Origin of the sequence: Bacillus taeanensis (genome assembly GCF_003318295.1) — a bacterium.
GTDB lineage: Bacteria > Bacillota > Bacilli > Bacillales > UBA6769 > Maribacillus > Maribacillus taeanensis.
The window spans coordinates 102,837-115,628 of sequence record NZ_QOCW01000013.1 but is presented as its reverse complement, the minus strand read 5'-3'; the positions used below and the strand labels follow the sequence as shown (position 1 = coordinate 115,628).

Here is a 12,792-nt window from a genome sequence, read left to right as displayed (position 1 = left end):
CGAAGGGATCAGTTAGTTTCACGCGCTCGACTTGCATGTATTAGGCACGCCGCCAGCGTTCGTCCTGAGCCAGGATCAAACTCTCAAATTAAGTTTGAATTGCTCAATAGTTGTTGTCGAAAGAATTGCTTCTTTCGGGATATTGCATAAATTCGCTTGGCGTTTTGTTCAGTTTTCAAAGAACATTTGATGTCGTTTTATCAGCGACTTTAATATCATATCATTCATATTTTCTTCTGTCAACATCTTTTTTTGAACATTTTTTGAAAATTCGTTGTTCCGAAGTGACGTATATAAATATACCATCTCTATTTATATTGCGCAAGTGTTTTTTTGATTTTTTTAAAAAAATTTATATCCTTATCCTACTTGTAATAGGAATAGGAAAACGAGAGTCTGCCTCAGCATGCTCTCGCCCTTTTACCCTTCTTATTCTTCTCGATCCTCTTGTTCTTCTAAGTCTGATAGTGCTTCTTTTTCACTATCTTCTATTATTTCATTTTCTAACTCTTTATTTTCCAGCTCTTCGTTGTCAAGGTCCTCTTCATCTTCAGGCGCTACTTTTGCAACAGTGGCAACTTGTTCGCCATCTCCTAAACGAATAACACGAACTCCTTGTGTGTTTCTCCCCATTTGCGAAATTTCCTTCACACTTGTCCGAATTACGACACCACTTACTGTAATAATCATTAAATCTTCATCCGTGTTTACCGTATTAAGAGAGATAATATTACCATTTCGTTCTGTGATATTACATGTGCGAATTCCTTTACCGCCTCGACTTTGCACCCGATACTCTTCCATTGAAGTTCGTTTTCCATAGCCGTTTTCCGTTACAATTAATACGTCTTGGTCTTCTTCTAGAATACCAATCCCAATTACTTCATCATCTTCCTGAAGGTTAATTCCTTTTACACCTGTTGCTGTTCTTCCCATAGAACGTACATCTGTTTCATGGAAGCGAATCGCCATACCTTTTTTTGTTCCAATAATCATTTCTTTATCGCCATCTGTTAAACGAACAGCAATTAATTCATCATCTTCCCGGAAATTAATTGCGATTAGTCCGCCTTTTCGGATGTTTGCAAAATCTGAAAGGGTAGAACGCTTTGTTACACCTTGTTTTGTAACAAAGAATAAATGCCAGTCATCAACAAACTCTTCTACAGGAATCACTGCGGTAATGTATTCATCTTTTTCGATTTGCAATAAGTTAATAATTGGAATTCCTTTTGCTGTTCGACTAAGCTCAGGAATTTCATAACCTTTTAATCGATAAACTTTTCCTTTGTTTGTAAAGAAAAGAATCGTATCATGCGTCATCGTTGTGAAGAGATGTTCAACAAAATCTCCGTCATTTGTGCCCATTCCCTGTACGCCTCGTCCTCCACGCTTTTGGATTCGATACGTATCAATTGGAAGGCGTTTAATATAGCCATTATGCGTCATTGTAATCACAATATTTTGCTTTGGAATAAGGTCTTCATCTTCAATCATGTTCATTCCAATAGTAATTTCTGTACGACGCTCATCAGCAAATCTTTCTTTTACTTCAAGAAGCTCTTCACGAATAATTTCGAGAACTTTTTCTTCATCAGCTAATATGGCTTTTAATTCGGCAATCAATTTAACAAGTTCTTGGTATTCATTTTCAATTTTATCACGCTCTAAACCTGTTAAGCGCTGCAGACGCATATCTAAAATAGCCTGTGCTTGTTCATGAGATAACGAAAATGTTGTAATTAAGCCTTCACGTGCAATATCTGTTGTTTGTGAATTTCTAATTAACGCGATAACTTCATCTAAATGATCAAGCGCAATGCGCAGCCCTTCTAAAATATGAGCGCGTGCTTCAGCTTTTTTGAGCTCGTACATCGTTCTGCGGCGAATCACTACTTTTTGATGTTCTAAATAATGATATAAACACTCTTTTAAATTTAAAACTTTAGGCTGACCATCTACAAGAGCTAGCAGATTAATGCCAAAACTTGTTTGTAGGGCTGTATGTTTATATAAATTGTTAAGAAGCACATTTGCATTTACATCGCGGCGAAGTTCAATCACAATTCGCATCCCATTACGGTCGGATTCATCGCGTAAATCTGTAATTCCTTCAAGACGCTTTTCGCGAACAAGTTCTGCGATTTTCTCAATTAGTTTCGCTTTGTTCACTTGATAAGGAAGCTCTGTTACAACAATTCGAGTTTTACCATTGTCTTGCTCCTGAATTTCCGCCTTTGCACGAATAATAATAGAGCCCCGACCTGTGCTGTATGCTTTTCGAATCCCTTCACGTCCAAGTATTTCCCCTGCTGTTGGGAAATCTGGACCCGGAATATATTCCATTAATTCAGGGATACTAAGATCAGCGTCTTTACTTAATGCTAATACTCCATCAATCACTTCTCCGAGATGATGCGGCGGAATATTTGTCGCCATTCCAACTGCAATTCCTGATGCCCCGTTTACAAGAAGATTTGGAAAACGAGCAGGCATGACAATTGGTTCACGTTCTGATCCGTCATAGTTGTCTTGATAATCGATTGTATCTTTATTAATATCACGAACTATTTCCATTGAGATTTTAGACATTCTCGCTTCTGTATAACGCATCGCAGCCGCTGCATCCCCATCAATAGAACCAAAGTTACCATGGCCATCTACAAGCATGTGACGATAGTTAAAATCTTGAGCCATACGTACCATTGTCTCATATACAGCTGAATCACCGTGTGGGTGATATTTACCAATAACTTCACCAACAATACGTGCAGACTTTTTATATGCTTTATCTGCTGTCATGCCTAATTCATTCATTGCGTAAAGAACACGTCGATGAACAGGCTTTAGACCATCACGTACATCTGGTAAAGCACGACTAACGATAACACTCATCGCATAATCCATAAACGAGGTACGCATCTCTTGGCTAATATTAATTTCTTTCACTCTTGGATTTTGGATATCCGACATGCCGTAAACCTCCATCTTTCATTCATTAAAGTTAGAAAAACCCGGTTTGCAGTTAGGTAAACTGCTCACCAAAGTTTTTCTCATACTTTCATTTCTTATTTTCTTTCACATTAAATATCTAGATTTTTGACATAGTGAGCATTTTCTTGGATGAAGTTTCGGCGCGGCTCCACTTTATCACCCATTAAAATCTCAAATGTTTCATCTGCTTCAATCGCATCTTCTAAACTAACTTGTAATGTTGTTCGTGATTCAGGATCCATTGTTGTTTCCCAAAGCTGGGTTGGATTCATTTCCCCTAAACCTTTGTAACGCTGTACACTAGGTTTTGGAGACTGCGGCAGCTCTTTCATTAACTGTTCCATTTCACGATCATTATACGCATAAAGAACTTTTTTACCCTGCTGCACCTTATAAAGAGGAGGTTGGGCAATATAAACATAACCATTTTCCAACAGCGGACGCATATAACGATAGAAAAATGTTAATAACAATGTCCGAATATGAGCGCCGTCTACATCAGCATCCGTCATAATAATGATTTTATGATAACGAGCTTTTGTAATGTCAAAATCTTCGCCCACTCCCGTACCAAGCGCTGTAATAATGGCACGAATTTCATTGTTTGATAAAATTTTATCAAGCCTTGCTTTTTCAACATTAATAATTTTACCTCGAAGCGGCAGGATTGCTTGGAAATGACGGTCTCTTCCCTGCTTGGCTGATCCACCGGCAGAGTCACCCTCAACAATATAAATCTCCGAAATAGTCGGGTCTTTTGACGAACAATCAGCAAGTTTACCTGGAAGAGAACTTACTTCTAATGCACTTTTACGCCGTGTTAACTCACGTGCTTTTTTTGCTGCCATGCGGGCACGCGAAGCCATAATTCCCTTTTCGACAACTTTCTTTCCGTCTTGGGGATTTTCAAACAAATACTTTGAAAACTCTTCGCCAAAAACAGATTCGGTAATCGTTCTTGCTTCTGCGTTCCCTAATTTCGTTTTCGTTTGTCCCTCAAATTGCGGATCCGGATGCTTAATCGAAATAATCGCTGTTAATCCTTCACGAACATCATCACCAGTTAAATTTGGATCACTTTCTTTAAAAAGGTTATTTTTTCGCGCATAATCATTAATAACCCTTGTTAAGGCTGTTTTAAAGCCGAATTCATGTGTACCGCCTTCATGGGTTTTAATGTTATTTGCAAACGAATAAATGTGGCTTGCATAGCTGTCATTATATTGAACAGCAATCTCAACAGAAATGCCGTCTTTTTCCCCTAAAACAAAAATCGGCTCCTCATGCAGCACTTCACGAGAACGATTTAAATGCTCTACATAAGATTTAATACCGCCCTCATAGCAATATTCAAAGCGTTTCTCTTCAACACGCTTATCTTCAGAAATAATCGTTAAGCCGCGATTTAAAAAGGCGAGCTCACGGAGACGGTGATTTAAAATATCAAAATCATATTCTATTGTTTCGTGGAAAATTTCTGTATCTGGAATAAAGTGAATCGTTGTACCTGTTTGATCCGTTTCTCCAATCACTTCTAAATCCCCTTGAGGAACACCGCGCGCAAAAACTTGGTAATAGACTTTTCCATCGCGGTGAACGGTAACTTCCAGCTTACTTGAAAGAGCATTTACAACGGAAGCACCTACCCCGTGAAGTCCACCGGAAACTTTATAACCGCCGCCGCCAAATTTACCGCCTGCATGAAGAACGGTCATAATCACTTCAACGGCAGGACGTCCCATTTTTTCATGAATCCCTACTGGAATCCCTCGTCCGTTATCTGAAACGGTAATGCTGTTATCTTTTTCAACTGTTACGTTAATTGTCGTACAATAACCTGCTAATGCTTCATCAATACTGTTATCAACAATTTCCCATACAAGGTGATGCAGGCCTCTTACATCGGTGGAACCAATATACATTCCTGGACGTTTTCGCACTGCTTCAAGACCTTCTAAAACTTGAATTTGACTTTCATCATATGTTTGTTGTTCAAATGGTTCTGTCGTCATTTTTTCACCTACACTTCTCTCTCAATATCAGACAAGCTTAATTTTCAACATCCTCTAAAGGTTCAAACCCTGCCACCATTTGTGCCCTGCGTTTTAACGTAATAGAAGATAGTGGAGATAAATAAATAGTATCGGTTGTTACTACAATCGATTTTGCAATATCCCCGCTAATATCCACAACAAGTCCATCTTTTTTATAACGATCGATAAACTCATTTGTTACTTCAGATGTTGTAAGCAGCTGTCGATCTAAAATTGTCACCACATCACTTGAGCGAATTACAACATCTTCTCCTAAGTGAATAAACATATAGATCACCTCATTTAACTTGTGAAATTTCGCCGTTTACCACTTGATAGGTTGTCGCCCTTTTCAAGGTTTCATGGTGAATGCCGTCCACACTTGTTGTTGTGACAAATGTTTGTACCTTTCCTTGAATCGTATTTAACAGATGAGATTGCCTGTGATCATCAAGTTCTGATAAAACATCGTCTAATAAAAGAATGGGATATTCGCCAACCTCTGATTTAATCAACTCAATTTCAGCAAGCTTTATTGATAAAGCAGTTGTGCGCTGCTGTCCTTGCGAGCCAAACATTTGCACATCTTTCCCATTCACTAAAAAACCGAGATCATCCCGGTGCGGTCCTGCTAGTGTAACACCGCGGTCAATCTCCTTATCTTTTATTTTATCAAACTTTTTCTCAAGCATTTCTATTATTTTCGACAAATCCATCTCCTCTGATACATCTAAAGAGGGAAGGTATTGTACATTTAATGTTTCAAGCCCACGACTAATTCCTTGATGAATCGGTTCTGCCCACTCTTGGAGCAGCTTTAAGAAGTCAAAGCGCTTTTTAATCACTCTTCCTGCAGCTTCGACTAAACTAGCTGTTAAAACATCAAGCATAAGTAATTTTTCTTTACTTTTATGGCGCTGTAAATCTTTTAAAAGGGAATTACGCTGTTGGAGTATTTTTTGGTATTGGGTTAAATGATGAATATACACAGGATGAACTTGTCCAATTTCCATATCAATAAAACGCCTTCTTATGCCCGGACTTCCCTTAACCAAATTTAAATCTTCTGGGGCAAACATGACAACATTTAAGGCGCCGATATAATCGCTTAATCTTCTTTGTTCAAGCTCATTTAATTTTGCTTTTTTCCCTTTATTTGAAATGACAAGCTGAAGAGATAACGGACCGTTTCGCTTTTTTATCCTACCTTCTATTTTAGCATATTCTTCGTCCCAGCGGATTAATTCTTTATCACGTGATGTACGATGTGACTTTACCATTGCTAATACATAGATGGCTTCCATAACATTTGTTTTCCCTTGGGCATTTTCCCCCAAGATTACATTTACGTTATTTTCAAATGACACTTCTGCTTTTTTATAGTTTCGATAATTTGTTAACGTAATGGTTTCTATATTCAACGAAGCTCCTCCATTCAACGACGAGTCACTACGATTTCCCCAAATTCTTCAACTTGTACAATATCGCCTTTATAAAGCTTACGGCCACGGCGGTTTTCTTCCTCACCGTTCACATGAACAACATATTCAGATAAAAACCATTTCACCATACCGCCTGTTTCAATAACATCAGCACGCTTTAACAGCTGACCAAGTGTAATATATTCCGTTCCAATTGAAATTTTCTTTTGCATTTTATCACCTACTTTCAACTCTTCCCATCCTATCATTTTTTACATAGATCTTTAAATATATATACCTTCAACTTAATTTGTGGACAAACTGTTGATAATAGATTGCTCAATTTCTTCCTAAACAACTTTAATCAGTAATAAAAGAAAGCTATTAGTATGAAAATGGTTGTCATTAAATCACTTAATACTAATAGCTTTCAACTTTTTTAATACGTACGTACCGGTAAAATTAACTGAACAATGGAATCCTCATTAATTGGACGAATTAAGAACGGTCTCATCGCACCTGTAAAACTTACTACAACATCGGCGCTGTCAATGGCTTTCAAAGCATCCATCATGTATTTTGCACTAAAGGAAATTTTTACTTCATCTCCTTCAAAAGATTGCGCCTCTACATGTTCAAATACTTTTCCGATTTCTGGGGAATTGGAGGAAATTTCCATGTTTTTGCTTTCTAAGCTAACGAGCTTTACAACATTATTTCTTCCCTCTCTTGCAAGTAAAGAAGCACGCTCAATTGCTTGTAAAAATTTCTTTGTGGATAACACAACATCTGTTTTACTCTCATCTGGAATTAGCCGTGATGTATCTGGATAATTGCCATCTAATAGACGAGAATAAAACAAAATATTTTTTGCTTTAAATAAAATTTGATTTTCAGTTACCACAATATCAATTAATTCATTACCGTCGTCAATAATTTTCGAAAGCTCGCTCAAGCTTTTGCCTGGAATGACAACATTTGAAAATTTTAAGTCTGCTGTATTGCTTTCAATTGTCGCATGACGCATTGCTAGGCGGTGACTGTCCGTTGCCACACATGTTAATCTGCCATCCTCCATTCGCCAGTTGACACCTGTTAAGATTGGGCGTGTTTCTGATGTAGATACCGCAAATACTGTTTGGCGAATAATTTGTTTTAACAGATCTGCTTGAATACTGAATAAGTTCTCTTCTGCAATTTCAGGTAAGCGCGGGTATTCTTCAGGATCTAATCCATTTAAATTAAATTCAGATGCCCCGGATCGAATTCGTGTGGTAAGGCGTTCTAACACTTCGATTTCTACTTGACTTGCTGGAAGCTTCTTAACAATATCTGCAAAGAAACGAGCTTGAAGGACGATACTTCCCATACGCTGGACTTCAACATATTGCTTGTCATCTTCTTCAATGGGAATAAAGCGCTCAATTGAAATATCAGAATCACTTCCTGTAATCGTAATGCCCTCATCATGAGCAACAATTTTAATCCCCGTTAAAATTGGAATAGTAGTTCTAGACGATACAGCTTTCATTACATCTTGAACACTTTGAACGAGTTGGTCTTTATCAATAACAAAATGCATAATGGTCCTCCTTTATGATTACCGTTAAATTCATTTTAATTGGAACGTTAACTATATAAAATAATGGCCTGTGAATCAATGAAAATTAATCGTTATTATTTATATATTTATTATTAATAAAAGTAATAGTATTAGTAATAAGGGCTGTGGATTTGTGGAAAAGCCTCGAAAAACGTGATGTTTACTAGGTTTTGCATGTGGGTATAATGTGTATAACGTAGTAAAAATGTCCACAAGTTATCCACCGTTATCCACACTACTTGTTTATAATCTGCCCTTTACTTCTTCTACTACTTCATTAATTTGTTGCTTTAATTCAGGATCACTGTTAATAAGTTTTGAGATTTTTTCATGAGCGTGAATGACCGTTGTATGATCGCGTCCTCCAAATTCTTCGCCGATTTTTGGAAGCGAGTAATCGGTAAGCTCTCGCGATAAATACATGGCAATTTGTCGCGGGAATGCAACTGATTTTGTTCGTTTCTTTGCAGGAAAATCTTCAATTTTTACATTGAATTTTTCTCCGACTACTGCTTGAATATTTGGAATTGTAATAACTTTTGGTTTTGAAGATGGAATAATATCTTTTAAGGCCTCTGCTGCTAAATCTGCGTTCATGTCCTGGTTAATTAAAGATGAATAGGCAACAACTCGAATAAGCGCCCCTTCTAATTCTCGAATATTTGTATCAATTTGATTTGCAATATAAAGCATGACTTCATTTGGAATATCTAAGTTTTCAGCTTTGGCTTTTTTACGTAAAATTGCAATTCTAGTTTCGAGATCTGGGGGGGTAATATCTGTAATAAGTCCCCATTCGAAACGTGAGCGAAGCCGATCCTCTAATGTAGGAATTTCTTTAGGAGGCCGGTCACTTGAAATAACAATTTGTTTGCTCTCTTCATGAAGAGCATTAAATGTATGAAAAAACTCTTCCTGTGTTTGTTCTTTTCCTGCTAAAAATTGAATATCATCAATTAACAGCACATCAACATTTCGATACTTATTACGAAAATTGACAGTTTTATTATCACGAATGGAATTAATAAACTCATTCATAAATTTTTCTGAAGATAAGTAAACGACTTTAGCATTTTTATTATGATCAATTACATAATGACCAATTGCATGCATCAAGTGTGTTTTCCCAAGTCCTACCCCTCCATAAATAAATAGGGGATTATAAGCCTTTGCCGGCGCTTCTGCAACAGCAAGTGATGCAGCATGTGCAAAGCGATTTCCTGATCCAATTACAAATGTATCAAAAGTATATTTTGGGTTGAGCATGCTTTTTTGAGCTTCTTCAGATTCAATTGTAATTTTAGGCGGCTTCTTTATTTGTTCAAGCTCCATTTCTTCTTCAAGCTGGTTTGGGGGAATAATAAATTTTACATCAAGTGCTGTTCCCGTAATATCTTGAATCGTATCAGAAATCAGACCGGAATAGCGTGATTCCAACCAGTCTCGTGCAAATTCATTGGGGGCTGTAATAGTTAATGTATCTGCTTCTAATGAATGTGCTGCAGTTGATTTTAGCCATGTTTCAAAACTTGGCTTGCTTAATTTTTTTTCAATTTCCCCTAGTGCTTTGTTCCATAAATCACTGAGATTATTCAACAAGTTTCCCTCCTTCAACAAAAAAATAACAGCCAGGAATCTGCACGCTGCGTACAATGTAGTAAATTAGAACATTGTACAACATTTGTACAACCCGACTATTCATCATAAACCTATTTATTATTCACATAAAAAAAGGATAATAATAATATAGTAGAAAAACGACTTATCGACAGTTTTCACAATATCGCAACTATTATTATCCACAAAAGAAAATACCTGTAAATAAACTTATCCACACCGTGTGGATTACAATACGAAAACCAAAAGTTACTAACGAGAGAAAACACAACTATAATATCAGAATACCCCTTTAATTGCAAGGGGTTTTTAAATTTATCCACAGTAATCATACCCTGTTGATAACCACTTATCCACAAGGTATGATTATGTGCAAAACCTGTAGATAAGTGGTGTGGATAGTCGGAAAAAGAGGAATAAAAGTTATCCACAGAAAAAGAGGGAGAAAGCTGTATAAGGGATTTGTATAAAAAACGCCATTAAGAACAGAAATGCGTTGAAACATTTTAGCGATTGATCCAAAGCATTGTGGAAAAATGGTGGAGAGGTGAGAAAGAACTAAAAAAAGAGGGAAAATGGGGAAGAAAAATTACTCGAAGAAAGACTTGACATTTCCTTATTATTATCAATATAATTAGTAAGACTGCCTTAATAGTAGAACATTTACCTCAGGGAGGTGTAATAGAATGAAACCAACATTCCAACCAAATAACCGTAAACGTAAAAAAGTTCATGGTTTCCGTGCACGCATGAGCACGAAAAATGGACGTAAAGTGTTAGCTCGTCGTCGTCGTAAAGGAAGAAAAGTATTGTCTGCATAATAATAGGCCACTGAATAATCAGTGGTCTTTTTTCACGAAGACGTTTATAATGAGTGAGAATGAGTAAGACTTTCTAAAAGAGTATAATTGTGTAAAAAGAGGCTGCTTCAAACCGAGGCAACCTCTTTTGAAAGATTTTGATTATAATCATGGAGTGTCACAAATGAACAAAAAGTACCGCATTAAGAAAAATGATGAATTTCAAAAGGTATTTAAAGCAGGGAGTTCGTTTGCAAATCGTCAATTTGTTTTATATGTGCTTGATAAACCAGAACAAGATCATTTTCGAATCGGATTATCAGTAAGTAAACGAATTGGAAATGCGGTAACAAGAAACCGTGTAAAGCGGTTAATTCGTGAAGTGTTTTCGCAAATTCAAGATCATTTAGATATGCATAAAGATTATGTTGTGATTGCTAGAAAACCTTCTTCAGATATGGATTTTCATCAAACAAAAAGCAGCCTTATTCATGTTTGTAAAAGGGCGAAAGTTTATCAACAATATCCTGTGAAAAATGTGGATAAGAAATGATGAAGGTTTTTGTCATCAGTTTAATCAAGTTTTACCGTAAATTTATTTCTCCCGTTACTCCCCCTAGCTGTCGATTTTATCCAACATGTTCACAATACGGACTTGAAGCAGTAAGGCGTTTTGGCGCATTAAAAGGGGGATGGCTAACGGTAAAGCGAATCGTTAAATGTCAGCCTTTTCATCGGGGTGGGTTTGATCCTGTTCCGGAGAAGGATGAGTAGAGAGCTGCTTAGAGGGATAACCCTTTGATAATAGAAGAACAAGGTTAAGGAGGATATAGGTGTGAAGAAGAAGCTGGTCACCGCTATTGTGCTTCTTGGATTAATGATGGTAATGGCAGGATGTAGTGAAGTCAATGATCCAATTACATCAGAAAGCGAAGGAATTTGGAATCAGTGGTTTGTTTATCCGCTATCATGGCTTTTAACAGAAGTAGCAGAGTTTTTTAGCGGAAACTATGGATTATCCATTGTTATTGTAACGCTGTTAATTCGCTTTATATTATTACCGTTAATGATTCAACAAACAAGAAGTTCAAAAGCTATGCAGGCACTGCAGCCTGAAATTCAAAAGTTAAGAGAAAAATATAGTTCAAAAGATCAAAAAACACAGCAGCAGCTTCAGCAGGAAACGATGAAGCTTTTCCAACAAAATGGAGTCAATCCATTAGCAGGTTGTTTTCCATTAATTATTCAAATGCCAATCTTACTTGGTTTTTATCATGCTATTATGCGTACACAGGAAATTGCATCTCATAATTTCTTATGGTTTAGTCTTGGACAACCTGACTATGTATTAGCGCTGACTGCCGGTGTGACGACATTTATTCAACAAAAAATTATGATGGGGAATACAGATAATCCAAATCCTCAATTAAAAATGATGCTGTATATTATGCCAGTGATGATTGTTGTTTTCGCTATTAATTTCCCTGCAGCACTTTCATTATATTGGGTTATTGGTAATATCTTTATGATTGCACAAACATACTTTATCGCCAAACCACAGGTAAAAACAGGAGGAGCGAAAAAGTGAGAAAGGTTACGGTAACGGGGAAATCGGTCGAAGAAGCAGTGGTACAGGCATTAAAGCAGTTAAATACAGTGAGAGATCATGTAACGATCAATGTAATGGATGAAGGAAAAAAAGGTTTTTTAGGTTTTGGTGAAAGACCAGCTGTTGTTGAAGTAGCACTAATTCCTGATCCAGTCGAAGAAGCGGCATCTTTTCTTAAAGCAGTTGCTTTTGAAATGGGCGTTTCTCTTTCAATTGAAAGAAGTCGAATTGATCGAGAAGTAATGTTTCGGCTATCAAGTGAAAAAATAGCTTTGTTAATTGGAAAGCGCGGGCAAACATTAAATGCGCTGCAAAGCTTAGTAAATTTAGTGGCCAATCGTTATGCAGACGGTTATATACGTATTACTCTTGATGCTGAAAATTATCGTGAGCGCCGCAAAGAAACATTGGAACAACTAGCAAAGCGCCTGTCACAAAAAGCAATTCGCACAAACCGAAACGTTGTACTTGAACCGATGCCGTCTTTTGAAAGAAAAGTTATCCATGCGTTTTTAAAAGGAATTTCAGGCGTACAAACACGATCTCAAGGGGAAGAACCAAATCGTAATATTGTAATTATTCCCAAGCCTGTTCGTAAAAAATAGTGGATAAAAAATTTTCCTCTTAGGATTTATCCTAAGAGGTTTTTTATGTCCAGCTTTAGGCACCTTATGCTTTTCTTAAAGAGTAAGAAAATATAAATTTGGTGTCTAGC

Annotated in this window: 12 protein-coding genes and 1 rRNA gene; 5 read left to right on the top strand and 8 right to left on the bottom strand. The window is 36.9% G+C overall.

What is annotated here, in order from left to right; all coding sequences use genetic code 11:
• From DS031_RS13470 to dnaA, 8 genes are all read right to left on the bottom strand, one after another.
• A 16S ribosomal RNA gene (locus DS031_RS13470) occupies positions 1–91 on the bottom strand; the annotation flags it as partial.
• A gap of 338 nt (positions 92–429) precedes the next feature.
• Positions 430–2,973: a DNA gyrase subunit A gene (gene gyrA, locus DS031_RS13465; RefSeq protein ID WP_113806588.1), complete on the bottom strand. Its 2,544-nt coding sequence runs from the start codon at positions 2,971–2,973 to the stop codon at positions 430–432.
• Between the two features lie 110 nt (positions 2,974–3,083).
• Positions 3,084–5,006, bottom strand: a complete 1,923-nt coding sequence (gyrB, locus tag DS031_RS13460) for a DNA topoisomerase (ATP-hydrolyzing) subunit B (RefSeq protein ID WP_113806587.1) — start codon at positions 5,004–5,006, stop codon at positions 3,084–3,086.
• 37 nt (positions 5,007–5,043) lie between these two features.
• Positions 5,044–5,316 carry an extracellular matrix regulator RemB gene (gene remB / locus DS031_RS13455; RefSeq protein WP_113806586.1) on the bottom strand — a complete coding sequence of 91 codons (273 nt, stop codon included), beginning with the start codon at positions 5,314–5,316 and terminating at the stop codon, positions 5,044–5,046.
• Between the two features lie 10 nt (positions 5,317–5,326).
• Positions 5,327–6,448 carry a DNA replication/repair protein RecF gene (recF, locus tag DS031_RS13450; RefSeq protein ID WP_113806585.1) on the bottom strand — a complete coding sequence of 374 codons (1,122 nt, stop codon included), beginning with the start codon at positions 6,446–6,448 and terminating at the stop codon, positions 5,327–5,329.
• Positions 6,449–6,462: 14 nt separating this feature from the next.
• Entirely contained in the window at positions 6,463–6,681 is a 219-nt protein-coding gene (gene yaaA, locus DS031_RS13445) for a S4 domain-containing protein YaaA (protein WP_113806594.1), read from the bottom strand.
• A 206-nt stretch (positions 6,682–6,887) separates the two neighbouring features.
• Positions 6,888–8,030: a DNA polymerase III subunit beta gene (gene dnaN, locus DS031_RS13440; protein WP_113806584.1), complete on the bottom strand. Its 1,143-nt coding sequence runs from the start codon at positions 8,028–8,030 to the stop codon at positions 6,888–6,890.
• 264 nt (positions 8,031–8,294) lie between these two features.
• On the bottom strand, positions 8,295–9,647 hold the full coding sequence (dnaA, locus tag DS031_RS13435; RefSeq protein WP_113806583.1) for a chromosomal replication initiator protein DnaA: 1,353 nt from the start codon (positions 9,645–9,647) through the stop codon (positions 8,295–8,297).
• Between the two features lie 707 nt (positions 9,648–10,354).
• On the opposite strand from dnaA, the gene rpmH reads away from it, so the two are divergent.
• The 5 genes from rpmH (at position 10,355) to jag (ending at position 12,682) form a co-directional block, all read left to right on the top strand.
• Positions 10,355–10,489 carry a 50S ribosomal protein L34 gene (gene rpmH / locus DS031_RS13430; protein WP_113806582.1) on the top strand — a complete coding sequence of 45 codons (135 nt, stop codon included), beginning with the start codon at positions 10,355–10,357 and terminating at the stop codon, positions 10,487–10,489.
• 163 nt (positions 10,490–10,652) lie between these two features.
• A complete protein-coding gene (rnpA, locus tag DS031_RS13425; RefSeq protein ID WP_113806581.1) occupies positions 10,653–11,021 on the top strand; it encodes a ribonuclease P protein component in 369 nt (122 codons plus the stop codon).
• Positions 11,021–11,242, top strand: coding sequence for a membrane protein insertion efficiency factor YidD (gene yidD / locus DS031_RS13420; RefSeq protein WP_181833149.1), 222 nt, complete (start codon positions 11,021–11,023; stop codon positions 11,240–11,242). Before rnpA ends, yidD begins: the two co-directional genes overlap by 1 nt.
• 61 nt (positions 11,243–11,303) lie before the next feature.
• Positions 11,304–12,056 carry a YidC family membrane integrase SpoIIIJ gene (spoIIIJ, locus tag DS031_RS13415; protein WP_113806579.1) on the top strand — a complete coding sequence of 251 codons (753 nt, stop codon included), beginning with the start codon at positions 11,304–11,306 and terminating at the stop codon, positions 12,054–12,056.
• Positions 12,053–12,682, top strand: a complete 630-nt coding sequence (gene jag, locus DS031_RS13410; RefSeq protein WP_113806578.1) for an RNA-binding cell elongation regulator Jag/EloR — start codon at positions 12,053–12,055, stop codon at positions 12,680–12,682. Before spoIIIJ ends, jag begins: the two co-directional genes overlap by 4 nt.
• Positions 12,683–12,792 lie beyond the last annotated feature (110 nt).

Bases quoted from the DNA above. Each gene is read 5' to 3' on its own strand.
- rnpA (WP_113806581.1), top strand. From the start codon at position 10,653: ATGAACAAAAAGTACCGCATTAAGAAAAATGATGAATTTCAAAAGGTA.
- yaaA (WP_113806594.1), bottom strand. From the start codon at position 6,681: ATGCAAAAGAAAATTTCAATTGGAACGGAATATATTACACTTGGTCAG.
- yidD (WP_181833149.1), top strand. From the start codon at position 11,021: ATGAAGGTTTTTGTCATCAGTTTAATCAAGTTTTACCGTAAATTTATT.
- dnaN (WP_113806584.1), bottom strand. From the start codon at position 8,030: ATGCATTTTGTTATTGATAAAGACCAACTCGTTCAAAGTGTTCAAGAT.
- rpmH (WP_113806582.1), top strand. From the start codon at position 10,355: ATGAAACCAACATTCCAACCAAATAACCGTAAACGTAAAAAAGTTCAT.
- gyrB (WP_113806587.1), bottom strand. From the start codon at position 5,006: ATGACGACAGAACCATTTGAACAACAAACATATGATGAAAGTCAAATT.
- remB (WP_113806586.1), bottom strand. From the start codon at position 5,316: ATGTTTATTCACTTAGGAGAAGATGTTGTAATTCGCTCAAGTGATGTG.
- gyrA (WP_113806588.1), bottom strand. From the start codon at position 2,973: ATGTCGGATATCCAAAATCCAAGAGTGAAAGAAATTAATATTAGCCAA.